The 17,108-nt window shown below is 60.8% G+C and carries 16 protein-coding genes and 1 pseudogene; 4 read left to right on the forward strand and 13 right to left on the reverse strand.

Annotated elements, in window-relative coordinates:
• Nucleotides 1-27 precede the first annotated feature (27 nt).
• The 3 genes from ubiD to trxA form a co-directional block, all read right to left on the reverse strand.
• The gene (gene ubiD, locus NA637_RS12675) at nt 28-1,494 is read right to left on the reverse strand and encodes a 4-hydroxy-3-polyprenylbenzoate decarboxylase (protein ID WP_256072606.1); all 1,467 of its coding nucleotides are present in this window, start codon (nt 1,492-1,494) and stop codon (nt 28-30) included.
• A gap of 98 nt (nt 1,495-1,592) precedes the next feature.
• A complete protein-coding gene (rho, locus tag NA637_RS12680) occupies nt 1,593-2,852 on the reverse strand; it encodes a transcription termination factor Rho (protein ID WP_045430829.1) in 1,260 nt (419 codons plus the stop codon).
• Nucleotides 2,853-3,081: 229 nt separating this feature from the next.
• Nucleotides 3,082-3,408 carry a thioredoxin TrxA gene (gene trxA, locus NA637_RS12685; RefSeq protein WP_256072608.1) on the reverse strand — a complete coding sequence of 109 codons (327 nt, stop codon included), beginning with the start codon at nt 3,406-3,408 and terminating at the stop codon, nt 3,082-3,084.
• Between the two features lie 204 nt (nt 3,409-3,612).
• On the opposite strand from trxA, the gene ppx reads away from it, so the two are divergent.
• Nucleotides 3,613-5,115 carry an exopolyphosphatase gene (ppx, locus tag NA637_RS12690; protein ID WP_256072609.1) on the forward strand — a complete coding sequence of 501 codons (1,503 nt, stop codon included), beginning with the start codon at nt 3,613-3,615 and terminating at the stop codon, nt 5,113-5,115.
• 49 nt (nt 5,116-5,164) lie between these two features.
• Here ppx and ppk1 read toward each other — a convergent pair whose 3' ends face one another.
• Together ppk1 and hemB are read right to left on the reverse strand one after the other, a co-directional pair.
• Entirely contained in the window at nt 5,165-7,375 is a 2,211-nt protein-coding gene (ppk1, locus tag NA637_RS12695; RefSeq protein ID WP_256072610.1) for a polyphosphate kinase 1, read from the reverse strand.
• Nucleotides 7,376-7,394: 19 nt separating this feature from the next.
• Nucleotides 7,395-8,408, reverse strand: coding sequence for a porphobilinogen synthase (gene hemB, locus NA637_RS12700; protein ID WP_256072611.1), 1,014 nt, complete (start codon nt 8,406-8,408; stop codon nt 7,395-7,397).
• 312 nt (nt 8,409-8,720) lie between these two features.
• Here hemB and elbB point away from each other — a divergent pair.
• Both elbB and NA637_RS12710 read left to right on the forward strand, forming a co-directional pair.
• Nucleotides 8,721-9,383 (forward strand): annotated as a pseudogene (gene elbB / locus NA637_RS12705) (isoprenoid biosynthesis glyoxalase ElbB).
• A gap of 154 nt (nt 9,384-9,537) precedes the next feature.
• On the forward strand, nt 9,538-10,005 hold the full coding sequence (locus NA637_RS12710) for a thioesterase family protein (protein WP_256072612.1): 468 nt from the start codon (nt 9,538-9,540) through the stop codon (nt 10,003-10,005).
• 49 nt (nt 10,006-10,054) lie between these two features.
• Here NA637_RS12710 and NA637_RS12715 read toward each other — a convergent pair whose 3' ends face one another.
• From NA637_RS12715 to NA637_RS12735, 5 genes are read right to left on the reverse strand one after another with little or no spacing between them, the layout of a single operon-like run.
• Entirely contained in the window at nt 10,055-10,504 is a 450-nt protein-coding gene (locus NA637_RS12715) for a YaiI/YqxD family protein (RefSeq protein WP_256072613.1), read from the reverse strand.
• Entirely contained in the window at nt 10,501-11,133 is a 633-nt protein-coding gene (locus NA637_RS12720) for a LysE family transporter (RefSeq protein WP_256072616.1), read from the reverse strand. The genes NA637_RS12715 and NA637_RS12720 overlap by 4 nt, the downstream gene beginning before the upstream one ends.
• Before the next feature lie 52 nt (nt 11,134-11,185).
• Entirely contained in the window at nt 11,186-11,947 is a 762-nt protein-coding gene (locus tag NA637_RS12725) for a TerC family protein (protein WP_256072617.1), read from the reverse strand.
• 5 nt (nt 11,948-11,952) lie between these two features.
• The gene (locus NA637_RS12730; RefSeq protein WP_256072618.1) at nt 11,953-12,534 is read right to left on the reverse strand and encodes a mechanosensitive ion channel family protein; all 582 of its coding nucleotides are present in this window, start codon (nt 12,532-12,534) and stop codon (nt 11,953-11,955) included.
• Nucleotides 12,531-14,441 (reverse strand): ATP-binding cassette domain-containing protein, encoded by a 1,911-nt coding sequence (locus NA637_RS12735; protein ID WP_256072620.1) that lies wholly within the window; start codon nt 14,439-14,441, stop codon nt 12,531-12,533. Before NA637_RS12735 ends, NA637_RS12730 begins: the two co-directional genes overlap by 4 nt.
• Nucleotides 14,442-14,508: 67 nt before the next feature.
• On the opposite strand from NA637_RS12735, the gene NA637_RS12740 reads away from it, so the two are divergent.
• On the forward strand, nt 14,509-14,988 hold the full coding sequence (locus NA637_RS12740) for a TIGR02444 family protein (RefSeq protein WP_256072621.1): 480 nt from the start codon (nt 14,509-14,511) through the stop codon (nt 14,986-14,988).
• On the opposite strand, the gene NA637_RS12745 is transcribed toward NA637_RS12740, so the two are convergent.
• The 3 genes from NA637_RS12745 to NA637_RS12755 all read right to left on the reverse strand — a co-directional run bounded on the left by NA637_RS12745 (nt 14,961) and on the right by NA637_RS12755 (nt 17,071).
• Entirely contained in the window at nt 14,961-15,749 is a 789-nt protein-coding gene (locus NA637_RS12745) for an AlgP family protein (RefSeq protein WP_256072623.1), read from the reverse strand. The genes NA637_RS12740 and NA637_RS12745 overlap by 28 nt on opposite strands.
• Before the next feature lie 115 nt (nt 15,750-15,864).
• On the reverse strand, nt 15,865-16,329 hold the full coding sequence (rsd, locus tag NA637_RS12750; RefSeq protein WP_256072624.1) for a sigma D regulator: 465 nt from the start codon (nt 16,327-16,329) through the stop codon (nt 15,865-15,867).
• Between the two features lie 202 nt (nt 16,330-16,531).
• Entirely contained in the window at nt 16,532-17,071 is a 540-nt protein-coding gene (locus tag NA637_RS12755; protein ID WP_256072625.1) for a disulfide bond formation protein B, read from the reverse strand.
• Nucleotides 17,072-17,108 lie beyond the last annotated feature (37 nt).

The following is a 17,108-nucleotide window of genomic DNA, read 5'->3' on the forward strand; positions in this document are numbered from 1 at the left end:
AAAACCTGAGTAAATGCGCGGCTGTCATCAGTCGATGCCAAGCTCGGCCCAGAGTTCGTCGACCCTACGCTTCACCGCCTCATCCTGCACGATGGCGCGTCCCCATTCACGAGTAGTCTCGCCGGGCCACTTATGCGTGGCATCGAGGCCCATCTTGCTGCCGAGACCGGACACCGGTGAGGCGAAGTCGAGATAGTCGATGGGTGTGTTCTCGATCAGCACCGTATCGCGCTTGGGATCCATGCGCGTGGTAATGGCCCAGATAACGTCATTCCAATCCCGTGCGTTGATGTCATCGTCGGTCACGATGACGAATTTTGTGTACATGAACTGCCGTAGAAAGCTCCATACACCCAGCATCACGCGCTTGGCGTGGCCGGGGTACTGTTTTTTCATGGTCACCACCGCCATGCGGTAGGAACAGCCTTCCGGCGGCAGATAGAAATCAGTGATTTCCGGAAACTGCTTCTGCAGGATCGGTACGAAAACCTCGTTGAGCGCGACACCCAGTATCGCCGGCTCATCTGGCGGCCGACCGGTGTAGGTGCTGTGATAGATCGCGTCGCGACGTCGGGTGATGCGCTCCACGGTGAACACCGGGAAGCGATCGACTTCGTTGTAGTAGCCGGTGTGATCACCGTACGGCCCTTCATCGGCCATCTCGCCAGGCTGAATGCAGCCTTCCAGAACAATTTCGGCACCGGCCGGCACCTGCAGATCGCTGCCCCGGCATTTGACCAGCTCGGTACGGCTGCCGCGCAACAAGCCAGCAAAGGCATATTCGGAGAGCGAATCCGGAACCGGTGTAACAGCACCGAGGATCGTGGCCGGATCAGCGCCGAGCGCCACCGCCACTGGGTAGGGTCGGTCGGGATACTTCTCGCACCACTCACGAAAGTCCAGCGCACCGCCTCGATGGCTGAGCCAGCGCATGATCACCTTGTTGCGACCGATCACCTGCTGGCGATAGATACCGAGGTTCTGCCGCTCCTTGTTAGGGCCCTTGGTAACGGTCAGCCCCCAGGTGATCAGTGGCCCAGCATCGCCTGGCCAGCAGGTCTGAACCGGCAAGGTGGACAGGTCGACATCGTCACCTTCGATGACCAGCTCCTGACAGGGCGCATCCTTGAGCACCTTGGGCGCCATGCTGATGACCTTTTTGTAGATCGGTAGCTTGCTCCAGGCATCCTTCAGCCCTTTTGGCGGCTCCGGCTCCTTGAGAAAAGCCAAGAGCTTGCCGATCTCACGTAGCTCGGACACTTCCTCCGCCCCCATGCCCAGGGCAACGCGCTTGGGTGTGCCGAAGAGATTTCCGAGAACCGGCATATCGAAGCCGGTCGGATTCTCGAAGAGCAGCGCCGGCCCCTGCTTGCGCAGGGTTCGATCGCATATCTCGGTCATTTCCAGCACGGGGGACACGGGAACGGCAATACGCTTTAGCTCGCCGCGCCGCTCAAGGGCACGAATAAAATCGCGCAGGTCGGAATATTTCATCAGGCTTCTCGATAAAGCGCTGAAGGCTGGAGGCTGGACGAAAAGCCACGCACCGTCCTGCCTTCAGCCTTCAGCCCGGGCGGCTTGCCGTCTGTCGATCACTTTCGCTTCATGGACATGAAGAATTCTTCGTTGGTCTTGGTGTCCTTGAGCTTGTCGAGCAGAAACTCGATGGCAGCGCTTTCGTCCATCGGATGCAGCAGCTTGCGCAGAATCCAGATGCGCTGCAGCTCTTCCTCGCTGGTCAGCAGCTCTTCACGACGGGTGCCGGAGCGGTTGATGTTGATCGCCGGGAATACCCGCTTCTCGGCGATACGACGATCAAGCTGCAACTCGAGGTTACCGGTGCCCTTGAACTCCTCGTAGATCACCTCATCCATCTTCGAGCCGGTTTCCACCAGGGCGGTGGCGATAATGGTCAGACTGCCGCCTTCCTCGATGTTTCGCGCGGCGCCGAAGAAACGCTTGGGCTTCTCCAGGGCATGGGCATCGACACCACCGGTCAGTACCTTGCCGGAGCTAGGAATCACAGTGTTATAGGCACGGGCCAGACGGGTAATGGAATCCAGCAGGATGACCACGTCCTTCTTGTGCTCGACCAGGCGCTTGGCCTTCTCGATCACCATCTCAGCGACCTGCACGTGGCGGGTCGGTGGCTCGTCGAAGGTAGAGGCGACCACTTCGCCGCGCACGGTGCGCTGCATCTCGGTCACCTCTTCCGGGCGCTCGTCGATCAGCAGAACGATCAGGTGGCATTCGGGGTTGTTGCGGGTGATGTTGCTCGCAATGTTCTGCAGCATGATCGTCTTGCCCGCTTTCGGCGGTGCGACGATCAGACCGCGCTGGCCCTTGCCGATCGGCGCACAGAGGTCGATCACCCGGCCGGTGAGGTCTTCCGTGGAGCCGTTACCGGCTTCCATCGTGAGTCGCTTGTTGGCGAACAGCGGAGTCAGGTTCTCGAACAGAATTTTGTTCTTCGCGTTTTCCGGGCGATCGAAATTGATCGTGTCGACCTTGAGCAGCGCGAAGTAGCGCTCGCCTTCTTTCGGCGGGCGGATCTTGCCGACGATGGTGTCGCCGGTACGCAGGTTGAAGCGGCGGATCTGGCTCGGCGAGACATAGATGTCATCCGGGCCGGCGAGATAGGATGAATCCGCGGAGCGCAAGAAGCCGAAGCCGTCTTGCAGGATCTCCAGCACGCCATCACCGGAGATTTCCTCACCGCTTTTCGCGTGCTTTTTCAGCAGAGAGAAGATCACGTCCTGCTTGCGCGAACGGGCCATGTTGTCGATGCCCATCTGTTCGGCCATTTCCAGCAGTTCGGTGATGGGCTTTTGCTTAAGTTCGGTCAGATTCATAGAAAGAGTCAGAAGGGATGAAGAAAGCGATTAGCTTGAGAAGCCGCGCAGCAGGAAACGAACAGGTTCGTTGTGCTTTAAGAGGCTGAAGTGCGTCGGCGACGGCATGCAGAGGACGACGGAGAAGCGTCGCAGGGCCGAATTTAGCACCGTGCAGGCGAAGCGTCCACCCTGCAGGGATAAAAAAGCCCCCGCATTTGCGAGGGCTTTTGCAAGCAGCAACCGTAAATCAGATATTGCTATCGAGGAACGCTGCCAGCTGTGACTTCGACAGAGCGCCCACCTTGGTGGCCTCGACATTGCCGTTCTTGAACAGCATCAGCGTCGGGATGCCCCGTACGCCGTACTTCGGCGGGGTTCCCTGGTTCTCGTCGATGTTCAGTTTGCAGATTTTGAGCTTGCCTTCGTACTCCTTGGCGATCTCATCGAGTACCGGAGCAATCATCTTGCACGGGCCACACCACTCGGCCCAGTAATCGACCAGAACAGGACCATCGGCCTGGAGCACGTCCTGCTCGAAGCTGCTGTCGCTGACATTGTTGATGTATTCGCTCATGGAGTTTCTCCAGGGTCAAAATCAGAAGTGACGCCATCATAGCCCGGCTTGGTGTGGATCGAAAGTCGCAGCCCGTCGCTTGGACAATAGAGCATGGAAGGCACAATGGATCAATGACGGCGCGCTATGGCGCAGCGCTGCGCGTTGGCGGATGAGGGCGATCATGTCAGGATGTCGGGGTTTTGCACAGAGACTGATTACCCCATGCGCCCAACAGCCGCCGTACCCTTCCCGATGATCGCCGCCCTTGATCTTGGCTCGAACAGCTTCCACATGGTGCTGGCCCGCACCAGCATCGGCGAGATGCGCATCCTCGAGCGGCTCGGCGAAAAGGTCCAGCTGGCCGCCGGCATTGACGAGAACAGACAGCTCGACGAAGCTGCCATGCAGCGCGGCCTGGACTGCCTTCGGCGCTTCGCTCAGCTGGTCAATCATCTCCCCCAGGGCGCGGTGCGCGTGGTCGGCACCAATGCCCTGCGAGAGGCGCGCAACCGCGCGCAGTTCATTCGCCAGGCCGAGGCGATCATCCAGCATCAGGTCGAGGTGATTTCCGGCCGAGAGGAAGCGCGACTCATCTACCTTGGCGTATCGCATACCTTTCCCGCCTCTAGCGGCAAGCGCCTGGTCGTCGACATTGGCGGTGGCAGCACCGAATTCATCATCGGGGAAGGTTTCGATTCGCTCTTGCGTGAAAGCCTGCAAATGGGTTGTGTGAGCTTTACCCAGCGGTTTTTTCAGGACGGCAAGATTACGCCGGCCCGCTACGCGCAGGCCTATACCGCCGCGAGGCTGGAGCTGATGAGCGTCGAGCACGGCCTGCACCGGCTCGGCTGGCAGAATGCGGTGGGTGCGTCCGGTACCATTCGCGCCGTCGGTCTCGCAATCAAGAGTGCCGGGCTTAGCAACGGCGAAGTCACGGCCGATGGCATCGGCTGGCTCAAGCGCAAGCTGTTCAAGCTGGGCGATGTGCAAAAGCTCGACATGGACGGTATCAAGCCGGACCGCAAAGGCATCTTCCCGGCGGGCTTGGCCATTCTCGAAGCGATCTTCGACGCCCTGGAGCTGACCCGCATGGCGCACTCCGAAGGCGCACTGCGCGAAGGCGTGCTCTACGATCTGATTGGTCGGCACCACCAGGAAGACATCCGCGATCGCACACTGAGCTTTCTGATGGAGCGCTACCACGTCGACACTGACCAGGCCGCCCGGGTCGAAAGCAAGGCGCTGGAAGCCTTCGATCAGGTCGCCAGCGATTGGGCATTAGATGAACAATGGCTGCGAGAACTGCTCAGCTGGGCGGCGCGGATACATGAGGTCGGGTTGGACATCGCGCACTACCACTACCATAAGCACGGCGCCTACTTGATCGAGCACTCGGACCTCCCCGGTTTCTCACGTCAGGATCAACAGATGCTGGCGCTGCTGGTTCGCGGCCATCGCCGCAATATACCCAAGCAGAAATTCGAGGAAATGAGCGAGGACGGCGTGAAGCTGACCCGGCTTTGTGTATTGCTGCGTTTCGCGATTCTCTTCCACCACATCCGCGGGCCGCAGCAAGCGCCAGCGTTTCAGCTCAAGGCCGGCGATAACAGTCTGGACGTGGCTTTTCCTGAAGGCTGGCTGGCTCAAAACCCGCTGACACAAGCCGATTTTGCCCAGGAGGCAGATTGGCTCAAGCGGATCGACTTCACCCTCGGCGTGCGCTGAGTTTGGCAGCGGTGGCCGAACCGCCGCCCCTCCCAATAACCCCGGATGTTTATCGCGCAGTCGGGCTTCCCAGACGCTCCAGCAACGCGTTCTGCACGTTGCGTGGATTCTGATTGCCGCTTGGGCTGTTACGCAGATAACTGCCGTCGGACTGCAGCACCCAGCTCTGGGTGTTGTCGGTCAGGTAGCCCTCCAGCTCCTTCTTCACCCGTGTCACCAGCTTCTTGCCCTCGACCGGGAAGCAGGTCTCGACCCGCCGATCCAGGTTGCGCTCCATCCAGTCGGCGCTGGACAGGTACAGCTTCTCGTCGCCGCCGTTGAGGAAATAGAACACTCGGCTGTGCTCTAGGAAGCGACCGATGATCGAGCGCACGTGGATGTTGTGCGAGACCCCGAGAATGCCAGGGCGCAGGCAGCACATACCGCGGACGATGAGCTCGATGCGCACGCCGGTCTGGCTGGCCTTGTACAACGCCCGGATCATTTTCGCATCGGTCAGCGAATTGACCTTGAGAATGATATGCGCCGGCTTGCCTTCGCTGGCGTGCTGTGTCTCCTGCATGATCATGTCGAGCAACGCCTTCTTCAGGGTGAAGGGCGCGTGCAGCAGCTTTTTCATGCGCATGGTCTTGCCCATGCCGATCAACTGGCTGAACAGCTTCGACACGTCTTCGCAGAGCGCATCGTCCGAGGTCAGCAAGCTGTAATCGGTGTACAGCCGCGCGTTGCCGGCGTGGTAGTTGCCCGTACCGAGATGGGCGTAGCGGCGCAACTCGCCATTTTCCCGACGCAGGATCAACATCATCTTGGCGTGGGTCTTGTAGCCCACCACACCGTAGATCACCACGGCCCCGGCCTGCTGTAGGCGGCTGGCCAATTGCAGGTTGGACTCCTCATCGAAGCGCGCACGCAGTTCGATGACGGCAGTGACCTCCTTGCCGTTACGTGCGGCTTCAACCAGCGCATCGACGATCTCCGAATTGGCACCAGAGCGATAAAGCGTCTGCTTGACGGCCAAAACGCAGGGATCCTTCGCCGCCTCGCGCAGGAGGTCAACGACGGGCGTGAAGGATTCGTAGGGATGCAGCAGCAGGATATCCTGCTTGCCGACCACGCTGAAAATGTTCTCGCTGTTCTGCAGCAACTTCGGGATGGCTGGCGTGAAGGGGGTATATTGCAGTTCGGGATGACTATCCAGCCCGGTGATGCTGAACAGCCGGGTCAGGTTGACCGGTCCGTTGACCCGATACAGCTCGCTTTCACTCAAGTTGAACTGCTTGAGCAGGAAATCAGCGAGATGCTTCGGACAGGTATCCACCACCTCCAGCCGCACTGCGTCGCCATAGCGCCGTGAAATCAGCTCGCCACGCAGTGCCCGGGCCAGATCCTCGACGTCTTCGGTATCGACCGAGAGGTCGGCGTTACGCGTCAGGCGAAACTGGTAGCAGCCCTTGACCTTCATGCCGTGGAACAGATCATCGGCGTGCGCGTGGATCATCGAGGAAAGGAACACGTGGTTGGCGCCAGGCCCGCCCACTTCCTCCGGCACCTGGATGACCCGGGGCAACAACCGCGGCGCCGGAATGATCGCCAGCCCGGAGTCGCGACCGAAGGCATCGATACCTTCAAGCTCGACAATGAAGTTCAGGCTCTTGTTGACCAGCAATGGGAATGGGTGCGTCGGGTCCAGACCGATTGGCGTGACGATCGGTGCGATCTCGTCCCGAAAGTAACGGCGCACCCAGGCCTTGATCTTGGGTGTCCAGTTGCGCCGACGAATGAAGCGCACCTGATGCTTGGCCAGTTCCGGCAGCACGATCTCGTTGAGGATCGAATACTGTCGGCTGACCTGCTCGTGAACCAGTTCGGAAATACGCGCCAGCGCCTGGTGCGGCTGCAGACCGTCGGCACCTGCCTGCTCGCGCGCGAACGTGACCTGCTTCTTCAGCCCCGCGACACGAATCTCGAAGAACTCATCGAGGTTGCTGGAAAAGATCAGCAGGAATTTGAGCCGCTCCAGCAGCGGATAGGACTCGTCCAGCGCCTGTTCCAACACGCGAATGTTGAATTGCAGCTGTGACAGCTCGCGGTGAATGTAGAGGCTGTTGTCGTCCAGATTCGGCGGCGGAGCCGGTGGCGCTGGCGCTGGCGCTTCCTCTGTTTTCTCCACTACAGGCGCTGACGGGGCCATTTCCTCGAGAGGTTGCGCCTCGAAGGCAGCAGCCTGCGATTCGCCTTCGCTGAGTCCCTGATTAGTCATCGATCTGCCTCGGCGGGGCTCATTGCCCCTGTTTTAATTGTTGTGCCGCCTGCTTGGCGAAATAGGTGAGGATGCCATCGGCACCGGCGCGCTTGAAGGCGGTCAGCGATTCGACAATCACGGCATCGCTCAGCCAGCCGTTCTGAATCGCCGCCATGTGCATCGCATACTCGCCGCTGACCTGGTAGACGAAGGTCGGCACTCGAAAGGCATCTTTAACCCGCCAGAGAATATCCAGATAGGGCATGCCCGGTTTGACCATGACCATGTCGGCGCCCTCTGAAAGGTCGGCGCCGACTTCGTGCAAGGCCTCGTCACCATTGGCCGGGTCCATCTGATAAGTGCCCTTGCTGCCCTTGCCCAGATTCGCCGCCGAACCTACCGCATCGCGGAACGGCCCGTAGTAGGCACTGGCGTATTTGGCCGAATAAGCCATGATTCGCACAGTATGATGTTCGGCCACTTCCAGCGCCTCGCGTATCGCCTGGATGCGCCCATCCATCATGTCCGATGGCGCAACCACCTGCGCGCCTGCCTCAGCATGGGACAGGGCCTGACGGACCAGCGCGTCGACCGTGACGTCGTTCTGCACATAGCCATGCTCGTCAAGAATCCCGTCCTGGCCATGAGTGGTGAAGGGATCCAGCGCAACGTCAGTGATGATGCCAAGTTCCGGGAAGCATTCGCGCAGTGCCCGGGTGGCGCGCTGGGCGATGCCTTCGGGATTCCAGGCTTCCGCCGCATCGAGGGATTTCTTCTCCAGCGGGGTCACCGGAAACAGTGCCAACGCAGGGATGCCCAGCGCGACCAGTTCCGCGGCTTCTTTCAACAACAGATCGATGGAAAGACGTTCGACGCCGGGCATCGACGGCACCTGCTCGCGGCGATTTTCGCCATCGACAACAAACACGGGCAGGATCAGGTCATCCACGCTCAGTCGATGCTCGCGCACCAGTCGGCGGGAAAATTCATCACGACGATTGCGGCGCAGCCGTGTAGCGGGGAACAAGCGATTGGCAGGAACGAAACTCACAACGAACTCCTGGCCCGCAGAACGGGCGAATATGACGTTTATAAGCCGACATCGTGACAGCTTGATGACATGCAATCAGCGCCGGCCGGAGGTAGCGCTCATTGTCGCCACCAAGGGCAGGCACTGCCAGTGCTTTGAGCAGTCTGCCGCCGAGCTGAAGTGCCCAGGCCAGATGCGCCCACAGTTGACCACCCGTCGCGATAAGGCATCCACCCTTATCGCGATGGACTTACCTTGAGCCCCGCCAAGGGCTAGCATCGAAGGCCGTCGCCTGGCGTTGCCAGGCTGCTGAACCTGACCAGGAGTATCTCCATGAACAGAAAAGTCGCCGTGATTCTTTCCGGCTGTGGCGTATACGACGGCTCGGAAATCTACGAGAGCGTGATCACGCTGTTGCGCCTGGACCAGCGTGGCGCCAAGGTCCAGTGCTTTGCGCCGAACATCGAGCAGATGCAGGTAATCAATCATCTGACCGGTGAAGAGATGCCGGAAAACCGCAACGTGCTGATCGAATCCGCGCGCTTGGCACGGGGAGAGATCAAGGATCTGCGCGACGCCAATGCCGAGGAATTCGATGCGCTGATCCTGCCAGGCGGCTTCGGCGCAGCGAAAAACTTGTCCGACTTCGCCACCCAGGGCGCCGGCTGCAAGGTGCTTCCCGACGTGTTGGCGCTGGCCCAAGCCTTTGCCGCGGCCGGCAAGCCGGTCGGCATGATGTGTATCGCGCCTACCATGGCGGCACAGATCTTTGGCCGCGGCGTAGTCTGCACCCTGGGCAACGACGACGATCCGGCTGCAGCGGCAGTACGGCAGATGGGCGCCGAACATCAACCGTGCTGAGTCACTGAGATCATCGAGGATTCGCGGCATAACCTGGTGACCACCCCTGCGTATATGCTGGCGCAATCCATCAGCGACGCGGCTTCGGGCATCTACAAGCTGGTCGATAGGGTGCTGGCGCTGACCGGCAAATAGCGCCTCGGCTCGCCTTGCCCTTCCCGGTCCCAACCGCGGGCGCCGGGGCATCCGCCGTTACGATACCGCCAATCTTACCGGCGCTCCTGCCGCGCCACTGGTCAATCCCCCCACCCTCTGGCAGCTTAGTTCGATCTGCCGGAGAACCGCACGCATGAACCACCCGATCGATACCATCGAAGAACAACAACACGCCGTGCGCCAGCTGTTCGAGCGCATTCCGTTCAATGAATACCTGGGCATCGAGCTGGATGAGATGTCCCGCCAGCGCGTGGTGATGCACCTGCCGATGAAACAAGAGCTGGTCGGCAATTTCTTTCACGGCATCCTGCATGGCGGCGTGATCGCGTCGCTCCTCGACGTCGTCGGCGGCGCCATGGCAATGATCGGAGCCTTCGACAAGCATCAGCACCTGACCACCGAAGAGCGCGCCCTGCACCTATCGCGCCTCGGCACCATCGACCTGCGCATCGACTACCTGCGCCCAGGGCGCGGGAAACGCTTCAGTGCCGGCGCTACCTTATTGCGTTCCGGCAACAAGGTGGCGGTGGTTCGCTCCGAACTGCACAACGAAGAAGGGGTGTTGATCGCAGTAGGGACCGCCAGCTATCTTTGCGGCTGAACTGAATGTTCGACCCTCAAACGGAACAGTCCCGCACCAGTCGGGTTTCTTAGCGGACGCCGGCACGGGCAAGCTGCGTCAGCAGACGGTCCAGCGCGTTGGCAAACGCTTGCCGATCACGGTCGCCGTAAGCCCCCTGCCCCCCGCCCACCTGGCCCTGCTCACGCAGGTCGGTGAACAGGTTGCGCACCGCCAGACGACCGCGCGGATCGAGGGCAGCCACGCCTTTTTTCACCAGGCGATCAGCCAGCGGCACATCGCTGCAAATCACCAGTTCGCCAGGCTGCGCATGCTCGACCAGGTAGTCATCTGCCGCGTCCGGGCCGCTCGGTACGACGATCAGGCGAACACAGGCGAAGGCCGGTTTGATCTGGCTCTGGCCTGCCACCAGCAGCACCTCGAATTTGCGCTTGAGGGCGAACTTGATCAGCTGTTCTTTGGCAGCCTTGGGACAGGCATCAGCGTCGACCCATACCCGAAGCGGTGCAGCCGCCGTCATGCCGCCGCCCGCCGCACCGTAGCCAACAAGGCGGCAGCACCGGCAAACATAGCGGCGAAACTGCGATTGACCAGGCGCTGCTGACGCGGCGTGCGCAACATGCGCAAAACCCGGGACGCCAATCCCGTATAGCCCGCCATGACGATCAGGTCGACCACCACCATCGTCGCCCCCATGTGCAGGTACTGCAGCACCAGGGCGCGCTGTGGATCGAGAAACTGCGGCAGCACAGCGAGAATGAACACGATGGCTTTGGGATTGCTGGCATTGACCAGAAAACCGCGGAACAGCAAGGCTAACGGGCGGCCGATCGGGCGCGGCGCAGCGCTGTCCTCAACCAGCGATGGCGCCGCCTGCCACTGCTTAAGCGCCAGCCACAACAGATAGACGACCCCGCACCATTTGATCAGGCTGAAAGCGAGCGACGAGGTCGCCAGCACCGCCCCGACACCGGCGGCCACTACGGCTATCTGCATCGCCAGCGCAACCTGCAAACCGACCGCGTTCCAATAACCGCGCCAGAAGCCGTACTGCAATCCGCAGGACATCGAGGCGATCGCTCCCGCCCCCGGCGACAGGCTGATGACCCAACAGGCAAGCAGGAAGGCAAGCCAGGTTTCGAGCGTCATGATTGATCCTCCGGGAAGCTGCGCCTGACAGGCGCAGCGTTCAGCACAGCCCTCAGTCCGGTATGTCTTTGCCGAGCTTGACCGGCTCCTTCAGCTTGCGATGCATCGCTTTGCGCATACGAATGTTGATCGCCTCGACCGCAAGCGAGAACACCATGGCGAAGTACACGTAGCCCTTGGGCACATGCGCGCCGAAGGCTTCGGCCACCAGCAGCGTGCCGACTACGATCAGGAACGACAGCGCGAGGATTTTTAGCGTCGGATGTTTCTCGATAAATTCGCTGATGGTGCCGGCGGCCAGCATCATTACCCCGACGGCAATCACAATCGCGGCGATCATCACCTGCACGTTGTCCACCAGGCCCACCGCGGTGATCACCGAGTCCAGCGAGAAGACGATATCGATCACTGCGATCTGCAGGATGACGCCAACGAAGCCGGCCCTGACCGCACCTCCGGTGCTGCCGTCCGATGCTTCTTCGCCTTCAACGCTATGCCAGATCTCCATGGTGCTCTTGAACAGCAGGAACAGGCCGCCGAAAAACAGGATCAGGTCACGCCCGGACACACCGTGCCCGAACAGGGTGAACAAATCATTGGTCAGGCGCATGACCCAGGCGATCGATAGCAACAAGAGGATCCGCGTGCCCATTGCCAAGGCCAGGCCGAAGAAACGCGCCTTGGGTTGCTGCTCCTTCGGCAAGCGTCCGACGAGGATGGAAATGAAGATGATGTTGTCGATACCCAAGACGATTTCCAGGGCAGTCAGGGTCAAAAAGGCGACCCATATTTCGGGACTGCTAAGCCATTCCATGCGTGTTACTCGCGTGTGTTGTGATGAGGGGGCTGGATCTCGCTGCCACGCCAGCGGCGCAAGACCTTTTGAAAGAACAGACTGTTAGGAACCTGAACGATCGCACCGGTTCCGCTATCGGACGACTCCTCCAGGGTGGTGTAAAGCAGGTTTATGTCGATGACGCGCCCCTTGACGATGGGTTTGTCGAAACTTTCCACCAGCTCCACCAGGTCGCCCAACCGAAACGGACCAACGGTCATGATCAGCACAGCACAGAGCAGGTTGGAGAGCACGCTCCAGATCGCAAAGAAGGCCACGGCTGCGACTGCCACAAACCCGGAGAAGGCGGTCCAGAGCACCGTTGCCGACACCCCGGCGCGCTCGAGCACCATGATCAGCGCACCGCCGATGATGAACCAGCGAATCCCGCCACGCAGTGGCAGCAGCAGTTCAGGCGGCAGCGGATAACGGCTGCCAAGGCGTGCCAGCCCGCGCACGACCAGCCGTTGCAACAGGTAGGCGATGAACAGGATCAGCATAACTTGCAGCCCGAGCAGCAACGGCTCGCGCCATTGCTGGGAAAGCAGCAGCAACCGCTCGTTCATGCGTCAGCCTCGAGCTGACCCTGTAAAGTTTCGAGCGCTTCCAGCACGACCAGCCAGGCCTCCTCCAGCTCACCTTCGCGCACCTTCAGCTCAGCCTGTTTAGCCAGCAGTTCGCGCAATTCATCCTTGCGCGCCGCTTCGTAGAGCGCAGCATCGCCCAACCGCTGTTCCAGCACGGCCAGCTTATCCTGCACCCCAGCCAAGTCTTTCTCGAGCTTGTCCGCCTGACGCTTGAGCGGCGCCAGTTGCTGGCGCAACGCAGCCGCCGCCTGACGCAAGGCGCGCTTATCGGTCTTGTCGGCAGCGGGTTCGACTGCGCTCGACGGTTGTTGACGGCTGCGATAATTCACCAACCACCGCGCGTAATCTTCGAGATCGCCATCAAAGGTGACCACACGCCCTTCAGCCACCAGCAGAAACTCATCGGTCGTGCTTTTCAGCAGGTGCCGGTCGTGGGACACGACGAGCACGGCCCCCTCGAAGTCCTGCAAGGCCAGCGTCAATGCCAGCCGCATCTCGAGATCGAGGTGGTTGGTCGGCTCGTCGAGCAGCAACAGATTGGGTTTGCCCCAGGCGATCAGCGCTAGCGCGAGCCTCGCCTTTTCACCGCCGGAGAAATTAAGGACCGGCTCATCGCAGCGATTGCCGCGGAAATCGAAACCACCGAGAAAATCACGCAGTACCTGCTCCCGTTCGCCAGGGGCGATACGCTGCAGATGCAACAGCGGGCTGGCCTTGGCGTCCAGAGCGTCCAGCTGATGCTGGGCGAAATAGCCGATGACAAGGTTCTCGCCACGCTGCAGGCGTCCACCCAAGGGCTGCAGTTCGTTGGCCAGCGTCTTGATCAGCGTGGATTTCCCCGCTCCGTTGGGGCCAAGCAAACCGATGCGGCCGCCCGGGACCAACTGCAGCTTGACCTTCTCCAGCACCACCTTGTCGCCGTAGCCAAGACGCCCCTGCTCCAGATCCAGCAGCGGGCTGGAGACCCTATCCGCCTCGCGAAAAACGAAGTCGAACGGCGAATCGATATGCGCCGGGGCCAACTCCTCAAGCTTTTCCAGGGCCTTGATCCGGCTCTGCGCCTGTCGCGCTTTGCTCGCCTTGGCCTTGAAGCGCCGAATGAAGTCCTCCATGTGCTCGCGCTGTGCCTGTTGCTTTTCGAACACCTGCTGCTGCTGCGCCAGGCGCTCGGCCCGGGCCCGCTCAAAGGCCGAGTAGCCCCCGCGATAGAGCGTCAGCTTGCGCTGCTCGACGTGCACCACATGACCGACCACTTCGTCGAGGAAGTCGCGATCATGGGAAATCAGCATCAGTGTGCCCGGATAGCTCTTGAGCCAGGCTTCCAGCCAGAGGATGGCATCCAGATCGAGGTGGTTGGTGGGCTCGTCGAGCAGCAACAGATCAGAGGGACACATCAGCGCCTGCGCCAGATTCAGACGCATCCGCCAACCTCCCGAGAAGCTGCTTACCGGCAGATCCATCTGCTCGTTGGCAAAACCCAGGCCGGCCAACAACTTGCGTGCCCGTGCGTCAGCGGTATAGCCGTCGGCGTTATCGAGCTCGGTATGCAAGCGAGCCAGTGCCCCACCGTCAGGGGCTGCTTCAGCTTCGATCAACGCACCCTGAATGCGGCGCAGCTCGGTATCGCCGTCCAGCACGTAATCGACCGCCAACCGATCGAGCGTATCGACCTCCTGACGCATGTGTGCAATGCGCCAGTCGGGCGGCAGCTGGCAGTCGCCCTCGTCGGGGCTGAATTCGCCGCGCAGCAAGGCGAACAGGCTGGACTTACCGGCGCCATTGGCGCCAACCAGCCCGACCTTCTGGCCAGGATGAAGGGTCAGCTCGGCACCTTCCAGCAAACGCTGCGGGCCGCGCTGTAGAGTCAGGTTCTGAAGTCGGATCATAATGGCGGCGGAGTTTATCAGGTCGCCCGGAAATCCATCCGGCTGCTTACCAAAAAAACCGACACTCATGAAACATGACGATCTTTGGACCTTTGCCCTCGCCTGTTATGCAGAGCCCGGCGTGGAAAAGGCGTGTCTTGAGCTGCAGGCGCTAGGGATGGACGTTTGCTTGCTGCTCGCCTGCGTCTGGTTGGAAATTCGGGGCGTCCAGCACAACGCGCAGCGACTGGAAGAGCTGAAACAGCTCAGCGCGGACTGGCAGAGCGCAGTGGTACTGCCCCTGCGAAATCTGCGTCAGGCATGGCGTCAGCAGGCAGCCATCGACACCGAGCTCGCCAGCTTGCGCCAGCGAGTCAAAACGCTGGAGCTAGACGCCGAACGAACTCAGCTCGAGCGCCTTCAGCAGGCAACGCAGCATTGGCTGCGGGAGGACGGCTCCAACAACTGGCTGAACCAGCTGTGTACAGGGGTCGACGGCGACCCCGGTGCATTGCTGACCGTGCTGCGCCGTGCAGCTTCTCAGCTGGATGCCGGCGGGGCGGGCTGATCCGCATTGCCGGCCTCGGTTGATGCGGGCTTGCCTGTGGCGGCAGGCTTGCGCGCTGCAGCGGGCTTGGCAGAGCTGGATGACTGGGTGGCAGCAGATTTTGGCTTCGCGCGGCTATTGGCAGGCCTAGCGGGACGTTTCGGAGCGCCACTGTCGGCTGCGCCCAGGCCGCTGGACGCATTAGCCGTGGAAGACGTGCTCGCCTCAACTTTGGAGGCCGCTGTTCGGGCGCGGGCTGTGGCTGGCCTGCTCACTCCCGGGGTCGAGCTGCTGGACGATCGCTTGGCAGGAGCTGGCTTGGTTGACGCTGGCGCAGCCTTGCGTTGCGCTGAAGCCGAACGTGACGGCGCGGCCTTGCTGCGTGATGCCAGTGCTTGCGCCGCAGCCTCTTCAACCCGAGCGACATCCTGCACCAGGTTCAAGCTCTGCTCGGCGTCGCGTTTGAGGTCGGCCAGGTAACTCAAGGTTTCGCTCTGCCGTGACTGCAGCAAGGCAAGCATGTCATCCAGTTCGGACAACCTGGAGCGAGCCTTGCTTTGCGCCTTCGACTTGCCAGCATTGCCGGCCTCGTCGAGCTTGGTGCGCGCCTTGATCAGTTTTTCCTGCGTCTTGCCACGCTGTTTCTCGAGCTTGGCCAAGAGGATCTCTGCTTCCTTCTGCGCATCAGTGCAGGCTTTTTCCAGATGCACGACCAGGCTTTTCGATAACTGCTGAAGCAAGTGCAGCGGGGTTGTGACCGCCGCGTTCTTCTTTGCTGACATGAAAGCGCCTCCTGGCGGAAATGGTGCAGCCATACTAGACGGGCCGCAGCGATCCGCCAACCGATCCGCGATGCGTGCCACAGGCGATCCTTCGCTCGCAACTGACCGGCATCGGTCAGGCGGTAGCAGCAGGCTCTTTATGCGCGGTGTGCAGCACTTCTATCAGGCAGTCTTCAAGCTCGAAGCGCTCGTGCAGCAACTGGCCCAGACGCCTCAGCTCTTCTGGAAGGCCAGGGCTTTCAAGACAATCGCCCTTGTCGCAGCGGTCATTGAACGCAACCGCCACCTGGGTAATCGCCTCGATACGAGGATAAATCTGACGCGCCAGATCCAGCCCTCGCTTGTCGCCAAAGGCTTCTGCTTCGTTGAGCAGTTGCTCGTAGATCTCGAAATGACCAGCCGACACATAGTCGAGCAAGAGTTCGCAGAATTTTTGCAAGCCCGGGCGAGTAGCCGCTTCGGCACCCTTAGGCAGCCCTTCGAATGCGTTGATCAATGCATGGCGTTCCTGCAGCCAGCGGTCGACCAGCAGGTGCACACCTCCCCAGCGTTCCTGGGCGTTCCGACAGCTCTCGAGCATGGTGACCTCACTTTCCCTAATCGATGATGCCTGTTGCGCCTTCCGAGACGGTTTTTTGTCTTGGGATATCGGCCTTGGGTGAGTGACAGCGAAATTGGCAGAAAACCGACGCCGCCAGGGCAGACTAAGCTGCGCGGAACGAAGCATCAAGCAGCAAGGATGAAATTCAACCGGCATCACTAGCATGACCGCTTCGCCCTGCTCATTGACCATCAGGCGGGGCGATCATTCGCCCGCCTCGACAAAAAGCCTGGTCGCGGCGCAGCAACTGCCAGAAACAGAACAGAGCCATTGCAATGAATGCGAGCAACGTCCACTCCGGAATACTCATTCCGAGCAGTGTCCAGGTAACTTCGGCGCAATCGGCCGTACCGTGAAGCACCAAGCGGGCAATTTCCTGGAACGGCAACGCATCCATCATGTATTCGAGACTGGGCAGGCAGCTCGGCAGCTGATCGGCAGGCATGTTCTGCAGCCATATCTGGCGTATCGCCGTGGCCCCTCCCGCAACGGCGAACAGCAGCGCCATGAGCGAATAAACACGGCGACCGGTCTTGCCTGGGCCGTGCAGCGCAGCGACCAGACAGACCAGGCCGAAGCCGATGACGCAGATACGCTGAACGATGCACAGCGGGCAGGGAACCAGTCCGACAACATGCTCGAGATACAGGGCAGCGACCATCATCAACGCGCAGCCGATGAAGGCCAGAAGAAACAGCGAACGTGGGCTGGCCAGGTTCATGGCGACTCCGCAGACAGGAAACGTCCGCTACGGTAGT

The sequence above is a fragment of the Stutzerimonas stutzeri genome (assembly GCF_024448935.1).
In the GTDB taxonomy this organism is placed as follows: domain Bacteria; phylum Pseudomonadota; class Gammaproteobacteria; order Pseudomonadales; family Pseudomonadaceae; genus Stutzerimonas; species Stutzerimonas stutzeri_AO.